The sequence below is a fragment of the Citrobacter sp. MGH103 genome (genome assembly GCF_001034475.2).
GTDB lineage: Bacteria > Pseudomonadota > Gammaproteobacteria > Enterobacterales > Enterobacteriaceae > Citrobacter > Citrobacter freundii.
In genome coordinates, this window is record NZ_CP073043.1 from 36,566 (window position 1) to 53,390 (window position 16,825).

17 protein-coding genes are annotated in these 16,825 nt (G+C 53.4%); 11 read left to right on the forward strand and 6 right to left on the reverse strand.

What is annotated here, in order from left to right; all coding sequences use genetic code 11:
- Positions 1-41 precede the first annotated feature (41 nt).
- Complete coding sequence (locus SK33_RS00185; protein WP_048218860.1) at positions 42-1,424, reverse strand: glycoside hydrolase family 1 protein; 1,383 nt, start codon at positions 1,422-1,424, stop codon at positions 42-44.
- Between the two features lie 94 nt (positions 1,425-1,518).
- Positions 1,519-1,812 (reverse strand): YicS family protein, encoded by a 294-nt coding sequence (locus tag SK33_RS00190; RefSeq protein ID WP_008323809.1) that lies wholly within the window; start codon positions 1,810-1,812, stop codon positions 1,519-1,521.
- A gap of 130 nt (positions 1,813-1,942) precedes the next feature.
- On the opposite strand from SK33_RS00190, the gene SK33_RS00195 reads away from it, so the two are divergent.
- From SK33_RS00195 to nlpA, 10 genes are all read left to right on the forward strand, one after another.
- Positions 1,943-2,359 carry a GNAT family N-acetyltransferase gene (locus SK33_RS00195; RefSeq protein WP_048218859.1) on the forward strand — a complete coding sequence of 139 codons (417 nt, stop codon included), beginning with the start codon at positions 1,943-1,945 and terminating at the stop codon, positions 2,357-2,359.
- Positions 2,360-2,449: 90 nt separating this feature from the next.
- Positions 2,450-5,248: a transcriptional regulator DagR gene (gene dagR, locus SK33_RS00200; RefSeq protein WP_048218858.1), complete on the forward strand. Its 2,799-nt coding sequence runs from the start codon at positions 2,450-2,452 to the stop codon at positions 5,246-5,248.
- 120 nt (positions 5,249-5,368) lie between these two features.
- On the forward strand, positions 5,369-5,794 hold the full coding sequence (locus SK33_RS00205; protein ID WP_003023957.1) for a PTS sugar transporter subunit IIA: 426 nt from the start codon (positions 5,369-5,371) through the stop codon (positions 5,792-5,794).
- A 12-nt stretch (positions 5,795-5,806) separates the two neighbouring features.
- On the forward strand, positions 5,807-6,292 hold the full coding sequence (locus SK33_RS00210) for a PTS system mannose/fructose/N-acetylgalactosamine-transporter subunit IIB (RefSeq protein ID WP_003023959.1): 486 nt from the start codon (positions 5,807-5,809) through the stop codon (positions 6,290-6,292).
- A gap of 25 nt (positions 6,293-6,317) precedes the next feature.
- Positions 6,318-7,067 (forward strand): PTS mannose/fructose/sorbose/N-acetylgalactosamine transporter subunit IIC, encoded by a 750-nt coding sequence (locus tag SK33_RS00215; protein ID WP_003023960.1) that lies wholly within the window; start codon positions 6,318-6,320, stop codon positions 7,065-7,067.
- Positions 7,064-7,924, forward strand: coding sequence for a PTS system mannose/fructose/sorbose family transporter subunit IID (locus SK33_RS00220; protein WP_005121522.1), 861 nt, complete (start codon positions 7,064-7,066; stop codon positions 7,922-7,924). Before SK33_RS00215 ends, SK33_RS00220 begins: the two co-directional genes overlap by 4 nt.
- A 3-nt stretch (positions 7,925-7,927) precedes the next feature.
- On the forward strand, positions 7,928-9,037 hold the full coding sequence (dgaE, locus tag SK33_RS00225; RefSeq protein ID WP_048218857.1) for a D-glucosaminate-6-phosphate ammonia lyase: 1,110 nt from the start codon (positions 7,928-7,930) through the stop codon (positions 9,035-9,037).
- Entirely contained in the window at positions 9,024-9,767 is a 744-nt protein-coding gene (gene dagF, locus SK33_RS00230; protein ID WP_032950565.1) for a 2-dehydro-3-deoxy-phosphogluconate aldolase, read from the forward strand. Before dgaE ends, dagF begins: the two co-directional genes overlap by 14 nt.
- 210 nt (positions 9,768-9,977) lie before the next feature.
- On the forward strand, positions 9,978-10,892 hold the full coding sequence (locus SK33_RS00235) for an Rpn family recombination-promoting nuclease/putative transposase (protein ID WP_048218856.1): 915 nt from the start codon (positions 9,978-9,980) through the stop codon (positions 10,890-10,892).
- Positions 10,893-11,015: 123 nt separating this feature from the next.
- On the forward strand, positions 11,016-11,834 hold the full coding sequence (gene nlpA, locus SK33_RS00240; RefSeq protein ID WP_048218855.1) for a lipoprotein NlpA: 819 nt from the start codon (positions 11,016-11,018) through the stop codon (positions 11,832-11,834).
- 28 nt (positions 11,835-11,862) lie between these two features.
- Here the strand turns inward: nlpA and SK33_RS00245 are convergent, their stop codons facing one another.
- From SK33_RS00245 to SK33_RS00255, 3 genes are all read right to left on the reverse strand, one after another.
- A complete protein-coding gene (locus SK33_RS00245) occupies positions 11,863-12,765 on the reverse strand; it encodes a carboxylate/amino acid/amine transporter (RefSeq protein ID WP_003023973.1) in 903 nt (300 codons plus the stop codon).
- Positions 12,766-12,883: 118 nt separating this feature from the next.
- Positions 12,884-13,189, reverse strand: coding sequence for a putative quinol monooxygenase (locus SK33_RS00250; protein WP_048218854.1), 306 nt, complete (start codon positions 13,187-13,189; stop codon positions 12,884-12,886).
- Between the two features lies 1 nt (position 13,190).
- The gene (locus SK33_RS00255) at positions 13,191-14,198 is read right to left on the reverse strand and encodes a zinc-binding alcohol dehydrogenase family protein (protein ID WP_048218853.1); all 1,008 of its coding nucleotides are present in this window, start codon (positions 14,196-14,198) and stop codon (positions 13,191-13,193) included.
- 104 nt (positions 14,199-14,302) lie between these two features.
- On the opposite strand from SK33_RS00255, the gene SK33_RS00260 reads away from it, so the two are divergent.
- Positions 14,303-15,205, forward strand: a complete 903-nt coding sequence (locus SK33_RS00260) for a LysR family transcriptional regulator (RefSeq protein ID WP_048218852.1) — start codon at positions 14,303-14,305, stop codon at positions 15,203-15,205.
- 36 nt (positions 15,206-15,241) lie between these two features.
- On the opposite strand, the gene SK33_RS00265 is transcribed toward SK33_RS00260, so the two are convergent.
- Positions 15,242-16,738: a C69 family dipeptidase gene (locus SK33_RS00265; RefSeq protein ID WP_005121531.1), complete on the reverse strand. Its 1,497-nt coding sequence runs from the start codon at positions 16,736-16,738 to the stop codon at positions 15,242-15,244.
- Positions 16,739-16,825 lie beyond the last annotated feature (87 nt).

The window sequence follows — 16,825 nt, forward strand, 5'->3', positions numbered from 1 at the left end:
AGCTCGGTATGCCGGATCGCTATCCGGCATCCTGGTTATTTTTAATTAAAACCATTGTTTTCGGCAGTATGGGCAAACCATTCGCCGCTCTTTTTCACCGTACGTTTTTGCGTTTCTAAATCTAACTGAACAAAACCGTAGCGGTTTTTATATCCGTTGAGCCAGGACCAGTTATCAATAAAAGTCCACATATGGTAGCCAAGACAATTACAACCTTCGCTGATGCCTTTATGTAGCCATTTAAGATGCTCAGAAACAAATTCAATGCGGTAGCTGTCGTTGATCTGGTCATGCTCAACGAAACGCTGCTCATTTTCCACACCCATACCGTTTTCAGAAATAAAGCAGCGCGGGTTGCCGTAATTATCACGAAGATTAGTAATAATATCGTAAATACCAGGTTCATAAATTTCCCAGCCACGGTAAGGGTTCATTTTACGCCCCGGCATTTCGTAATAATCAAACAGCCACTCCGGCATAAACGGCGCGTTTGGATTGACCGCAGTATCACGACATTTCACGCGACGCGGCTGATAATAATTGATACCGAGCAGGTCGATTTTCCCCTCGGCGATGAGCTGATTGTCGCCTGGCTGACAGGTTGGTAGCTGATCGTACTCTTTCAGCAATTCGACCAGATCCGCCGGATATTCCCCTTTTAGTACCGGGTCAAGGAAGCTGCGGTTAAACAGCAGATCCGCATGGTGCGCGGCCTTCACATCCGCCGGGTGCTGAGAGCGTGGATAAGAGGGCGTCAGATTTAGGATCACACCGATCTCACCGCCGTAGTTTCCGGCGCGATACGCCCGTACCGCTGTGGAATGCGCCAGTACAGTGTGATACGCCACGGTGGCCGCGCGTTTGAAATCCACCACGTTAGGGTAATGGAAGTCATACAGATAGCCACCTTCCACCGGGACAATCGGCTCGTTAAAGGTGAACCAGTGCTTAACCCGGTTACCGAATAAGTTAAAACAGGTCTGCGCGTAGCGGCCAAACGCCTCAACCACCTCACGGTTTTCCCAGCCGCCTTTCTCCTGCATCACCATCGGCATGTCGAAGTGAAACAGGGTGATAAACGGTGTAATGCCTTGCGCCAGCAGCTCGTCGATGACGTTGTTATAGAAATCGACGGCTTCCGGATTAACATCGCCGGTACCGTCCGGGATCAGGCGTGACCAGCTCAGAGACGTACGGAAGCTGTTGTGCTTCAGCTGTTTGAGCAGTGCGATATCCTGTTTCCAGTGCTGATAAAACGTTGAGGTGTCCGCCGGACCAACCCCCTGATGGAAACGACCTGGCTGGCGGTCGAACCACACGTCCCACGTGGTCTGGCTTTTGCCGCCGTTCAGGCTATCCCCTTCGGTTTGCAGTGCCGAGCAGGCACTGCCCCACCAGAAGTTTTCTGGAAAACGGTATCGCATTGTTATTGCTCCATTGCTATTTATACGTTCTGGCAACAATACGTTTTTTTGCGACACAGAAACCGGTTACAGTGCTCATTTTACAACAAGATGTTTATAAATCCGGGCATTCAACTTTGCCAAGTGCTTCCCAGTAGTTGTTCTGGTTATTTCTTTGTATTGCCAGAATAGCCTCGCGGATATGCTGCTGATTACGTGTATCAGACATAATCGTTTTTTCCCACACGTCATCGGATGGCGACCCCTGTGGGGTGCAAATCTTGCGTAAGTCCTTCAAGACAGTATTTTTTTCATGAACGGACTGTAGAGAGCCGTAAGCCGAATCGGCCTGCGCTAAACCCGACAGCGTGAAAAGAATGGCAATAAGCGGTAAAGCGGCTCGTTTCATGATAATAATCCTTGTTGTCGATGCGCATCATCTCAAGAGTAAGTGTAGACGGCATGCGCCTCACTCATCAGCCTGTGTTAATTTCTAAACAAATAATCAGCCAGAAGTTGTAGTTTTTCAGGAGGATAGGATGCAAATACAGATTACAGATACCATTACCGAAGACGATCAAAATGCCCTGCTTGCCGGATTGCGCACCTACAACCGCCAGTTCCTGAGAACCACCAATTTTGGCGACCTGGCGGTGTACTGGCGCGATGAAAGCAATGAAATTCTGGGCGGGCTGATTGGCAAAATCAAAGGCGAATGGCTGTGTATTGATTTCCTGTGGATGCATGATTCGCTGCGCAAAGGCGGTTACGGCACAAAATTGATGCAGGCTGCCGAGCAGACAGCGCGTGAGAGAGGATGCCTGCATGCGCTGGTGGATACCATGAGTTTCCAGGCGCTGCCGTTTTATCAGAAAAATGGCTATCAGCTGCAAATGACCCTCGATAACTTTCCGGAAACCGGCTCCGCGCGGCATTATTTGTCGAAAACGTTTTGATGACCGAAAGGTCTGGACGCCGCCTCACTTTCTTGCGCAGCAGAATAGTGTATGTTCTGAACAATCATTTATTTCTTAAGCGGTAAAGAGATGAGACGGATTGAGATAATACTGGGGGAGCTGGAACGGCTGACGCGAGGACTGAATCTTGCTCATCTGGCGCAGGAAACGGCGTTCACAGCAGAAGCTATCGGCTTTAACCTCGGACTGGCGCGCAACTCGGTCAGTAAAGATCTCAATCAGCTCTGGAACGACGGCCTGGCGATTAAAAGCCGCGGACGCCCGGTATTCTTTCTGCATCGTCAGACGATTGAAACGCTGCTGGGGCGCAAACTGGATGAGTCCGAGCGTGAAGTGCAAACCGTTGCCGACCTGTTGCCTGTTCAGGAAAACCAGGCGACAGACGATCCCTTTTCTGGCCTGATTGGTTACGATCGCAGCCTGCGCGACGCGGTGGAAAAAGGCCGCGCGGCGGTGCTGTATCCCCACGGGCTGCACGTTCTGCTGACCGGTCCCTCCGGCGTCGGCAAAACCTTTTTTGCCGAACTGATGCATCGTTTCGCCTGCGAACGCGCAGTGGGAGCGTCGCCGCCGCTGGTTTACTTTAACTGCGCGGAATACGCCCATAACCCGGAGTTGCTTTCTTCGCACCTGTTTGGTCATCGACAGGGGGCATTTACCGGCGCAAATGAAAATAAACCCGGTCTGGTCGAGCAAGCCGACGGTGGCTATCTGCTGCTCGACGAAGTGCATCGTCTGCCGTATGAAGGTCAGGAAAAGCTATTTTCTATTCTCGACAAAGGCGAATACCGGCCGCTGGGTTCCAGCGCCGTGGCGCGGTCAATCTCGGTTCGCCTGATATGTGCGACCACCGAACCGGTAAGTTCGGCGTTGCTGCGCACTTTCCAGCGACGTATTCAGGTATGTATCGATCTCCCCGGCATCCGCCAGCGTTCGGTGGAAGAGCAGGTTGAACTGATCGTTGGCTTCTTACAGCGTGAGAGCCGCAAAATCGAGCGTACGATAAGCATCGACCGTACCCTGCTGCTCTGGCTGTTGAACAAGCCGCTGGAAGGCAACATTGGTCAGCTTAAGAGTGACATTCAGTTTCTCTGCGCCCAGGCCTGGGCCTCAGGGATGACCGAGCACAGCGACACGCTACAGCTGGATAAACGTCTGACCGAGATCCCCTTTAACGCTACGCCTGAACAGCGTCTGCTGGTTGGCGCACTGTTCGAAGGCAAAGAGCATTTAAGCATCGATGCCCGCACGCTGCCCGCGCTGAAAAACTCGCTGGCGACCGGAGCCGAAATAGAAGAGAGCGATCTCTTCTACAGCTTCCTGACCCGCGAATATATCAACCTGCGTAACAGCAACGTGCCGCCAGCCGAAACGCTGGCAATCCTCAAAAACAAGCTCAGTTCGATATTTGAATATGGTCTCTACAGCCGCGACAGCGTGGCGCATCCTCCGCGCTATGGCGATCAGATTGAAGAGCGAGTCACGCTGCTGATCGGCTGCGTTGAACAGGTGCTCGGTTTTACGCTGCCGGAAAATCTGGTTAACCCGCTGCGCAAACACTTCCTGGCGCTGATTGGCTATGTGCAACGCGGCCTTATTCCGCAACTTTATTCTTCCAGCCTGATCCTCGATCGCTGCAAAGATGAATACGAAAACGCTACGCTGTTATGCCGAAAAATCAATGAACTGCTGCATATTCAGTGTCCGGCGACGGAGGTGGTCTGGCTGTGCCTGTTCCTCAAAGAGTGTCGCCATTACCGCCAACGGATTGACGCCAGTCCTGACTGCGGGGTGATTTTGATTGCCCACGGTGCGACGACCGCCACAAGTCAGGCGCAGTACGTGAATCGCGTGCTGGAGCGCGAGGTGTTCAGCGCTATCGATATGCCTTTTGAGCAGTCGGTGCATGACACGCTGGAAGCCCTGACGCAGATGATCCAGACCCGGCAATATCGCCGATTGATCCTGATGGTGGATATTGGCTCGCTGGTCCATTTTGGCAGTACGATCAGCAAATTATTCCAGATAGACGTTCTGCTGATGCCCAATATCACGCTCACCAGCCTGCTGGAAATCGGGCTGGATTTAAGCTACGAAACCAGTGACTTACCGCAACTGGCGGCGTTGATGCAGAGCAAAAATATTCCCTGTCAGCTCTGTACGCCGCAGCAGGAAAATAGCGGTAAAGTGCTGGTTATCTCCTGCATCACTGGGATGGGAACGGCAGAAAAAATCAAAAAGGTGCTGGAAGAGAGCTTCGGTGAGTTGATGTCGCAGGATACACGGATGGTGATCCTCGATTACAACGAAGTTCGCAGCCTGGAGCGCGTGCAGCAGGCGATTAACGCCAGTGAACGCCTGGCGGGAATAGTGGGCACTTTCCAGCCAGGACTGCCGGATATTCCGTTTATCTCGCTCGAGGAGCTGTTCTCTGAGCAAGGCCCCGAGCTGGTACTCAGCCTGCTGACGCCAGATCTCTCCAGCAGCGAACGCCGTCTGGAGATGGAGCGCAGCGCGATGCGTTTTATCAGCGCGTTGACTATGGAGAGCATCATTAACCATATTTCGGTGCTCAACCCGCAGCGTATTCTCAAAGAGATGGAAGGCGTGCTGAATCATCTGACCACCGCGCTTTCGCTCAAACCGAGCCGTCAGGTGACACTGCGCTTCCTGATCCACTGCTGCTGTATGGTCGAGCGTATCGTGATTAACCGCAAACCGTTACAGATGGCGCTGGAGAACAAGCCGGATCTGGATAATCGCGCGTTTAGTGTCATTAAATCCGCTTTCCTGCCGATCGAAGAGGCCTATGCCATTCGCTTATCGGACGCGGAATATTTTTATATCTACGAACTGCTGTATAGCTAATCCCTTTACTGGCGCGGCTTCCTGCCTCGCCAGCGCTCCTCTCCTCCCCGCGTGACACAAATTCTGGCACAGCCTTTGCTCTGTTTATCTATGTCTATGTAATCGAGCCAGGAGGCCATTTTGACTACCACTGAATCCTTGCCCCAGATCCTGCTGCTGACCCATGGCGGCTGGGGGCAACAGCTTTGCAACAGCCTGCGCATGGTGATGGGTGAAATCAAAGGCGTGACGGAAATTGCGCTGATGCCCGTTGATACGCTCGGCGAGTTTTATCAGCGCGTCGAAGCCGTAGTGAAAACCATGCCGGAAGGCTCACTGATCCTGACCGATTTTATTGGCGGCACCACCTCCAACGTGGCGGCGCGGCTGAGCGCCGATTACCCGGTGGCTGTTATTTCCGGGCTCAACGCCTCTTTGCTGCTGGAGGCGCTCGACAAACGCGAGCATGGCCAGTTGACCACCTGCGTGGCTGAACTGGTCGACGCCGGGCGTAGCAGTTGCCTGGACGTTGTCGCCCACGTGCGTCAATTACAACAATCACAATAAGGAATAAACATCATGGCAAACATCGTTTTATGTCGTATCGATAGCCGTCTGATTCATGGACAAGTGGTGACCAAATGGGTTGGGCAATCTCAGGCCAACCGGATTGCGGTGGTTAGCGATGAGCTTGATGCCGATCCGTTTATGAAAAACATCTACCTGATGGCCGCGCCGCCAAACATCAAAGTGGATTGCTTTGGTAACCAAAGTTTTGCGGCCGCCTGGAAAGAAAACCAGCTTGGTGACGGCAAAGTGCTGGTGCTGTTCCCTTCTCTGGCGGCGGTTCAGGAAGCGGTCCAGTTGGGGTTTGACGTCACTACCATTCAGGTCGGTGGGCTGGGCGGTGGGCCAAACCGCAAAGCGGTATTCCAGAACATTACGCTGGATGAAAAAGACGTCGGCATTCTGAGCGACCTGAAAAATCGTGGGATTCAGGTGTTCTTCCAGACTATCCCGGAAGATAAGCCTCAGTCGCTGGATGATATCCTGAAAAAATTCTAATTCTTTGATAACAGGGTACTTAACTATGGATACTTTAGTCTTTGCAAGCCTGATGGGGCTGTATTACTGGTTTGCCCGTTTACGCCTTGGCTACACCTTCTCCGCTATGCTGCTGCAACCGGTCGTGATTGCCGTATTCGTTGGCCTGCTGTTAGGCAACATGGAAACGGCGATGATCATCGGTGCCGGTATGCAGCTGGTTTATCTCGGCGTGACCTCTACGCCAGGCGGTAACGTCCCGTCGGATCCGGCGCTGGCCGCCTGTATTTCAATTCCTATCGCTGTGAAGGCCGGAATGGACCCGAACCTGGCTATCGCGCTGGCGATCCCGTTTGGCGTCATCGGCGTGTTCCTCGACCAGCTGCGCCGCACGTTAAACGCGGCATGGGTGCATATGGCCGACAAACATGCGGAAACGGCCAACATGGCGGGCATCATGCGCTGTGCATTCCTCTACCCGGCGTTGCTTGGCCTTGTACTGCGTTTCCCGGTGGTTTTCGCCGCCAACTATTTTGGTCAGGACGTGGTGGAAAGCTTCCTCAAGCTGATGCCGCACTGGCTGACGCACTCCTTTGAAATTATGGGCGGCATTCTGCCAGCGTTGGGCTTCGCCATCACCATTATGGTGATCGGTAAAAAGAGCCTGCTGCCGTGGTTTATCGGCGGATTCTTCGCAGTGCTGTACCTGAAGGTGGACATCATGGCGATGGCAATCTTTGGTACCTGCGTGGCTTTCCTGATTAAAGGTCTGGCGAAAAATGAAGGAGCAGCATGATGAGCAGCGACGTAATGCAACATGAACTGGTGGAGCGTGCGCGTGAAAGCGGCACGCTGACCAAAGCAGACATCACCAAAGCCTGGTTTATCTACTGGCTGGGCGCGGAAGTTTCCAGCTCCTATGAGCGTTTGCAGAGCCTGATTTTCTGCGCCTCGATGACGCCGATCATCAAAAAGCTCTACCCGCAAAAAGAGGAACAGGTAGAAGCGCTGAAACGCCATCTGAACTTCTTCAACTCAGAGCAGACGTTCGGGGCGGTGATTCAGGGGATCTCCATTGCGATGGAGGAACAGAAAACCCGCGGCGAGCCGATCAGCGATGCCTCAATTACCGGGATTAAAACCGGGCTAATGGGACCGCTGGCCGGGATGGGGGACTCCATCATCTGGGCAGCCGTGATGCCGCTGTTAATTGCCATTTTTATCCCGTTCGCCGCCAATGGCAGCGCGATGGGCGGAATTGTACCGTTAATCCTCTACCCGGCCATTACGTTGGCAATCAGCTACGGTATGGTGCACAAAGGCTATACGCTGGGACGTGACTCGATTATCGGTCTGCTGCAGGGAGGGCGAATTAAGGAACTGATCTACGGCGCGAACGTACTGGGCCTGATCATGATGGGCGCACTTTCTGCGAGCTACGTCAAGATCACCACGCCGTTAAAACTCAGCGCCCTGAAAGGCTCTGAAGTGGTGGTTCAGCAAATCCTCGACTCTATTGCCCCCGGTCTGTTGCCGCTGGCGGCGGTGTTCGCCATTTATTTCTATCTGGTGAAGAAAGGGCCGCGTTACACCACGATTTTGCTGTCGATTGTCGCACTCAGCGTGGTCTGCTCGCTGCTGGGAGTGTTGTAAGCCATGACACAGAATATCTACCAACAATTGGGGCTAAAACAGGTCATTAACGCCTGCGGCAAGATGACGATTCTGGGCGTTTCCAGCGTCGCGCCGGAAGTGATGCAAGCCACCGCGCGGGCAGCTTCGGCCTTTGTTGAAATTGACCGGCTGGTGGACCGTACCGGTGAATTGGTTTCCCGCTACACCGGCGCGGAGGACAGCTATGTTACTTCGTGCGCCTCGGCGGGTATTGCGATTGCCGTTGCCGCCGCCATTACCCGCGGTGACCAGGCTAGTGTCACGCTGATGCCGGACAGCGCGGGTATGGCCAATGAAGTGGTCATGCTGCGCGGGCATAACGTTGACTACGGTGCGCCCATCACCAGCGCGATCCGCTTAGGCGGCGGACGGGTGGTGGAGGTTGGCTCAAGTAATCTGGCGGCCTGCTGGCAGCTGGAGAGCGCGATTACCGATAACACCGCCGCGCTGCTGTACGTGAAATCGCACCACTGCGTGCAGAAAGGCATGTTGAGCATTGCAGACTTCGTACGGGTTGCGCAGGTTCATAACCTGCCGCTGATTGTCGATGCCGCCGCTGAGGAAGACTTACACGCCTGGGTGGCGAGCGGGGCGGATATGGTGGTCTACAGCGGAGCAAAAGCCTTTAACGCGCCGACCTCCGGGTTTATCACCGGGAAGAAACAGTGGATTGCCGCGTGTAAAGCGCAGCACCACGGAATTGCCCGGGCGATGAAGATCGGCAAAGAGAATATGGTCGGGCTGGTGTATGCCCTGGAAAACTATCATCAGGGGCAAACCGTGGTCACCGCCGAAGAGCTTCGCCCCGTGGCGCAGGCGATTTCAGCGATTCGCGGACTGGATGCGGATATTGAGCAGGACGAAGCCGGGCGCGCCATCTGGCGGATTCGTATTCGGGTGAATGCACAAGAGCTGGGGATGGATGCTTACGCCGTAGAAGCGCAGCTGCGAGAGGGTGATATCGCGATTTACGCTCGCCGTTACAACCTTCATCAGGGCGTCTTTAGTCTTGACCCGCGTACGGTTGCAGAAGGGGAAATGGCACTGATCGTGGCCCGACTAAAGGAGATTGCAGACCATGCAGCACATTAATTTTTATCGCAATAAAGTGGCTATTAACGTGCTGGCGAAGGATATCGCCAACGCCCGGGAAATCTATGACGCTGCCGAAGGTCACGCGGTGATCGGCATTCTTTCGGCGCAGTTCTCCTCGGTTGAGGAAGGGGTTAAGGAAGTAAAACGCTGGATGGTCGACGTGCCGTCGATTTCCGTGGGGCTGGGGGCGGGCGACCCGGCGCAGTATTACAAAGCGGCAATGATTGCCTCACAGGTCCATCCGGCACACGTCAACCAGACCTTTACCGGTTGTGGGTTTGCGGCAGGCGCCTTGGCGGCAACGGGCGGTGAACAGACCCATATCAACGCGTTAGTCAGTCCCACGGGCACGCCGGGGGAAGTGTTGATCTCCACTGGCGTCAGCAGCAGCCAGGGCACGCCAGCCCACGTTTCCTGTGATGCAGCGGTACGTATGATGCTGGACTCTGGCGCGCATGCGGCGAAGTTCTTCCCAATGGGCGGTGAGCAGTCCCTGCCTGAGTTGTACGCACTGGCGACGACAGCGGCACGCAACGGCATGACGTTGATTGAACCGACCGGCGGTATCGATCTCGATAACTTCGGCATTATCCTGCAATCCTGTCTGGAAGCAGGAGTATCGCGCGTCATGCCGCATGTTTACAGCTCGATTATCGACCCACAGACCGGTAATACCCGGCCTGCAGATATCATCAGGTTGATGGAGATAGTCAAAGCCCTGGTGTGATGTTGCTATCGCCGGATGGCACACAAAAAATGCCCGAAGGTGATCTCGCCTACCGGGCATTTTTGCGAACATCATTCATGGAAAATGAATGCATTGCAGCAGCATCTATTTATCCTCGAAAACGCCTCGCAAAGGGGTAATTTCCCTGATGTCGTCTGTATCACTGGCGAGTAATGTCCCGTCATCTTGTTCTTCTGGTGACGGATCGCCATGCAAAAACCAACAACCTCTACGCCGCATGATGCCGTATTTAAAAAATTCTTAAGCCATCCAGAAACGGCACGGGATTTTCTTGATACCTATCTCCCCGCACCATTACGTGAACTTTGCGATCTGAATACACTGAAGCTGGAATCCGGGAGTTTTATTGAGGAAGACCTGCGTGCCAGTTATTCCGATATTCTGTGGTCGCTAAAAACGAGAACCGGTAAAGGCTATATCTACGCGTTGATTGAACACCAGAGTTCACCGGATGCTCATATGGCATTCCGGATGATGCGTTATGCCATTGCTGCGATGCAGAAACACCTTGATGCAGGACACAAAACGCTGCCGCTGGTGGTGCCGATACTTTTTTATCATGGCGTCGATAGCCCGTATCCGTACTCGCTGTGTTGGCTGGATGAATTTGACGATCCAGAAACTGCGCGGCAGCTTTATGGTGCGGCCTTCCCGCTGGTAGACATCACGGTGGTGTCTGATGATGAGGTTATGCAGCATCGGCGGATGGCGCTACTGGAGCTTGTCCAGAAGCATATACGCGAGCGCGATTTGATGGTGCTGGTGGATAACCTGGTTGCTCTGCTGGTTAAGGGATACGCTAATGACAGCCAGGTAGAAACGCTATTTAATTATCTGATGCAGTCTGGCAGCGCCCCGCGTTTCGAGGCGTTTATTCGCGAGGTGGCTTTACGCGTTCCCCAACACAAGGAGAGATTAATGACGATTGCAGAATGTTTACGTGAGTCGGGGCGAAGAACGGGGTTGCTAGAAGGCAAACGCGAAGGCAAACAAGACGAAGCGTTGCGGATAGCCCATGCCATGCTTGAGAAGGGGCTCGATCGTGAACTGGTGCTGATTATTACCGGGCTCTCCATTGATGAATTAACAACAGATTCCGACTAATTTTACTTTTTCCCATTATGCTTTTTTCTTCTTGCTGATGCTTTTTCGTTTTTTAAACCGCAGCGGCCTTGCCGCTATAGTCATTTCATTACTCATCAGGCGGTTATTGCAAAAGGATAAAACGTGAAACTGAAAATACCTTATTTCGGGGCTGGGGCGGCGGTATTACTGGCGGGATTATTGCTGGCAGGATGCGATCAACAGAGCAGTGATGCAAAGCATATTAAAGTGGGTGTGATTAACGGTGCCGAGCAGGATGTGGCGGAGGTCGCGAAGAAAGTCGCGAAAGAAAAATATGGCCTTGAGGTGGAGCTGGTGGGTTTTAGCGGTTCTCTGCTGCCCAACGATGCCACCAATCATGGTGAGCTGGATGCCAACGTCTTCCAGCATCGTCCGTTCCTCGAACAAGATAATAAAGCACACGACTATAAGCTGGTTGCGGTGGGCAATACCTTTGTGTTCCCGATGGCAGGGTATTCGAAGAAAATCAAAACCGTCGCTGAACTTAAAGACGGTTCAACGATTGCGATACCTAACGATCCAACCAACCTCGGGCGGGCGCTGTTGCTGCTGCAAAAAGAGAAGTTAATTACGCTGAAAGCGGATACCGGCCTGCTGCCAACAGCGTTGGATATCACTGATAATCCGCGGCATCTGAAAATTATGGAACTGGAAGGCGCGCAGTTGCCGCGCGTATTGGACGATCAGAAAGTGGATGTAGCGATTATCAGTACCACCTACATCCAGCAAACCGGTCTTTCCCCGGTACATGACAGCGTATTTATCGAAGACAAAAACTCACCGTACGTGAACATCCTGGTGGCGCGAGAAGACAACAAAGATGCCGAGAATGTGAAAGAATTCCTGCAATCTTATCAGTCACCGGAAGTGGCAAAGGCGGCAGAAACTATCTTTAACGGCGGCGCGGTTCCGGGTTGGTAATCGTGACCCGTTGCCGCGCCGGTTGGGGTTAAACCGCTCTGGCGCGGCGACGTGAGTCCATTGAGATCAGTACTACCGATGAGAGGATTAAAAGCGTGCCCAGCCAGTCTGGCAGGGTAAACGTAATACCTAACAACAGTAGTGACAGCAACGCGCTGCTCAACGGTTCTGCGCAGCTTAAAATGCTCGCTTTCGGTCCGCCAATCATCTGCGCGCCTTTCAGGTACAGGCTAAACGTCAGCGACGTGCCGATGACCACCAGATAGAAAAACGCCAGAATCAAACTGCCATTCACCACAAAATTAGTACCCTGTCCGGCATAAAACGGCAGCAGGATCATGCCGCCGATTAACATACTCCAGCCGACGACCGGCAGCGTGCCGTAACGCGCGATAAGCGTTGAGGGGTAGGTGGTGTAGAACGCGGCGGCAAACGCCGAGGCAATTCCCCAGAACAGCGCGGCAGGTGAGATAGACAGCGACGTCGGGTTACCGTGGGTGACCAGTAAGAAGGTACCGATGAGCGAGGTGAAGATTGCAGTCAGCACTAAAATCCCCGGTCGAGCTTTGCGCACCACGGAAAACCACGCCACGATAATGGTCGGTGACAAAAATTGCAGCACCGTCGCGGTGGCGGCGTTGGATTTTTCAATGGTCAGCAGAAAGGTGAGCTGTACGGTGAGCGCTCCAACTACGGAAAAAATCAGCAGGCTGATGGCGTCTTTGCGGTTTTTGATAATGGAGAACACTTTGTCGCCGTGAACGAAAGAGAGCATCAGCAGAATCAGCCCGGCGAAAATCAGACGTGTCATGGTCAGAAACTGCGACGACATCTGACTTTGCTCCATGATGTACTGCGCGCAAACGCCTGAACTTCCCCACAATACGGCGGCAATCAGGACGTTCATCATCCCTCTTCTGGTGGAACTCATCTTTCCCTCGGCATGTTGTTTTGTTTTATTTGTGTGCAGGCATCATAGCAGAGATAGCGAAGCGAGTGAGACATGACTGGTGTAGCCCCCCACGCGGCAGGGGGCTTCGGTAGTTATTTTATGGCGCAATCGGCGTCAGATAATCCAGCCGTAGCGGTTCGGCTAGCAGATCGTTCATTTGTAGAATGAACGCCTGGAAATGTGGCAGAGCGATATGTTCGTCCAGACCGGCCTGTCCGCGCCAGGATTCGCGCACGTAAAACACATCCGGCGTGTCGCGTAACTGGAACAGGGCATATTCAATATTGCCCGGCTCCCGGCGAGTAGGCAGTAACAGAGCCTGCAGTGCCTGTTTCAGTGCATCGATTTTCCCTGGTTTGGCTTTCAGTATCGCAATAATTGAAATCACTTCTGAATCGGACATGTTAAAACCCCTCCAGCACAATCTTGCCGACCGAACGACCGGTTTCAATTTGCGCGTGGGCTTTTTGCAGATTTGCCGCGGTGATCGCGCCAAAATGTTCGCCCAGCGTGGTGCGGAGGGTGTTGCTGTCGATCAGCTGTGCCACGCGGGTCAGTAACTGATGCTGCGCAATGATGTCGCGGGTGGTAAACATCGAACGGGTAAACATAAACTCCCAGTGCAGCGAAATGCTTTTGGCCTTCAGCGGACGCGCATCGAGAGTGTGCGGATCGTCAATCAACGCCAGTTTGCCCTGCGGTGCCAGGGCGGCAATAATTTGCGAATAGTGCTGCTCGGTATTGTTCAGGCTGGCAACGTGCGTCACCTCTTTAATGCCTATCCGTGCCAGCTCTTCCGTCAAAGGCTTGCTGTGGTCAATCACATGATGAGCGCCCGCTTCACGAACCCATTTCTGGCTCTGAGGACGTGATGCCGTACCGATGACGGTCATTTTGGTCAGCTTACTGGCCAGTTGCGTCAGAATAGAACCGACGCCGCCAGCCGCGCCAACGATCAATAACACATCATCTTCATTGCTATTCTCCTCAACGCCCAGACGGTCGAACAGCATTTCCCAGGCGGTGATGGCGGTCAGCGGCAGCGCCGCAGCAGAAGCATTATCCAGTGTTTTTGGCTTCAGCGCGGTAATACGTTCATCAACCAGCTGAAATTCACTGTTACTGCCAGCGCGGCCCAGCGCTCCGGCGTACCAGACTTCATCGCCAGGTGTGAACAGGGTGACGGCTTCACCCACGGACTTCACCACGCCAACGGCGTCCCAGCCCAGAACGCGCGGCACATCGGCGTTAAAACCTTCGCGAACCTTGGTATCAACGGGATTGACGGAAATGGCTTTCACTTCAACCAGCAGATCGTGCCCGGTAGCGACTGGCATGGGCAGGTCAATCTCTTGTAAAAATTCAATGTTATTGCCGTCGGTCGCGGCGCGGGTAATAGCGATGGCTTTCATGGTCTCTCCGGTCACAGGAATCAGTTGAATAATTCGATGGTAAACCGGTAGCAGAACGGGAAAAATAGCCCTACGGCGACAGGACTTATACTCGGGGAGTGAAAATGTTCCGGCTTGAAGATCTCACGTTGTTTGTCCGCGCCGCGGCGCTGAATAGTTTTAGCGATGCCGCGCGAGAAGTCGGCGTTCAGCCTGCTCAGGTCAGTTCAGCTATCAAACGCCTGGAGTCTACGTTGGCTATCCGCTTGTTCGCCCGCTCCACGCGCAGCCTACGCCTGACGCCGGAGGGTGAGGTCTGGCTACCCTATGCCCGCCAGATGCTGGACGTGATGCATGCCGGGCTGCAAAAAATTCAGACCCCAGAAGATGAAGTTTCTGGCACGCTGCAAATCGCCGTGCCTTCCGATCTTGGCCGTAACCTGCTGCTGCCGGTCTTTCAGTCGTTTCGACGCCGCTATCCCGCGCTGCGCCTGCGGATTTTTTTCTCCGATCAGGTGACGGATGTCTTTAAAGACCCCGTCGATGTTGCGTTTCGCTATGGCAATACCGAAGACGCTTCATACATTGCGCTGCCCGTTGCACCGAGTAATCGACGCGTGCTGGTGGCATCACCGGAATGGGTTGCGCAAAACGGCGCGCCGCAAACCCCGGATGATTTAACACAGCTCAACGCCATGACCTTCGTATTACGCGGCCGCCTGCACGATCGCTGGACGTTTACGCGCAACGGCGAGGTCAGTAGTGTGCAGGTTAACGGCACCATTATGAGCGACGATGCGGAAGTGATCCGACGGCTGGCAATTGCCGGGGAAGGTGTGGCGTACAAGTCGTGGCTGGATGTCAGCGAAGATGTGCGTGACGGTCGATTACAACTGCTGATGCCGGATTATCAGGGGGAGAAAGTCCCGCTGAATATGATTTGCCCCCATCGGAAGCAGCTTTCAACGGCAGTCCGTCTGCTGCACGACGCAGTGAAGGCGCGGTGTGAAATGCTGGCGCAAAGCTAATAAGCGCTTTACGCCAGAATACTATCGCGTCGTTACTCAGTCTTTTTTCGCTGCGTTTGCAAAGAAGATATCAGACTGAATATCTTTGGTGCGGATGGTAAATAGCTGATTAGTCAGATCTTCCGTCAGCTTCTCGGCGTCGGCCATGATGCGCAGGTTGAAGTCATTCAGCATCTTATCGGCGGCTGGTTTATCAGTTTTCGCCATCTTCAGATACTCTGCTTCGACCTCTTTTTGCTCCTTCGCCACTTTGTCTTCCCACGCTTTGTAGGCTTTTTTGACGATTGGCGCGAGCTTCGGATAATCGGTCATCGTCAGCGTTTGTAATTTACGATATTTCCAGTAGATAGACTGATCGTCCGCTTTATCGGTACCCATCGTATAGTTAGCCGGATACGCTTTCAGGCCGCTGTAGTACGGAACAAAGGCGGTGAGATCGGCCATGCCCAAACCAATGTAGGTCGTTTCACCGATCTCTTTTGGCAACCACGGACGGACCTGCATAACATGCGCTTCATAGGTGCGGAAGACGCTGACCGGACGCCATGGCTCTTTGCCGTTCAGGCCGTTGGTGTAGGGGTCATGGCTGGTGCCTTCATAATGGTTACGCAGTACGGCCTTCACATCGTCCAGCGTCATTTTCTTCTCTGGCGTCATGAAGACCGGGAATTCACGTCCTTTGGCCATATCCTGGTTTACGGAAGGATTGAACTCTTTCTGGATGGTCCATACGCGAGGGTCGTTATACGTGCGGTCACGCTCGTCATCACGGGTATAGGCTTTGGAGAAGTTGAATTTGCCATCTTTTGCCGGTTCGTACAGACCCTTTTCGGTCGCAAATTGAATCAGGTTTTTTGACGCCATCATGTCCGGGTTTTTCGGATCGTAATCCTGTAAGCGGCCCTGGTTACCGGTGGCAAAATACTGGTTATTTGGCAGACGCTGCGCCATCCACTGATGGCCGCTGCCGGTTTCCAGATACCAGATCTCGTTATCGTCGACGACGGCAACGCCAAAGCCTTCGCCTGCGCCGACGGTCTCAACGATATGGCCCAGTAGCGCCACGGCTTCACGCGCGGTTTTACTCTGCGACAGCAGAATATCCGGAATATCGTCTTCGGTGATCCCTTTATCCTCAACGTAAGGGTCGGCGGCCAGCGCTTTTGGTGAGGCAAAAATAGATTCTGTGCCGCTCACGCCAACGCCCAGTTCGTTAAATCCGGTCGCGCCGTGCAGTTGGGTTTTCCAGTTTGGAACAGTGGTATAACGCAGAGAGTTTTTGGGGAGCGGCCAGGTAAAGTCATTCGCACCGTTATGTGCTTTGGTGCTGTATACCCCGGTCTGATTCTGTTTTGCCGGGTGAATGACAAAATGTTGCGCTTTCAGGGCATCGCTGTCAGCGCTACGGGCAACCAGCATCGAGCCGTCCGCTGATGCTTCGTTACCGACCAGCAGGGTCGTACAAGCAAAACCTGATGAAACAACGGCCAAATTTATAGAAAGTGCAATCAGGCACTTTTTAAAAGTAAACATTACGTATCCCTCATATGTACGCCAAAAATACACCGGAAACATACCGTTTCCTGAAATGCGATAACGTCTGAACCCTCAGACATTGCT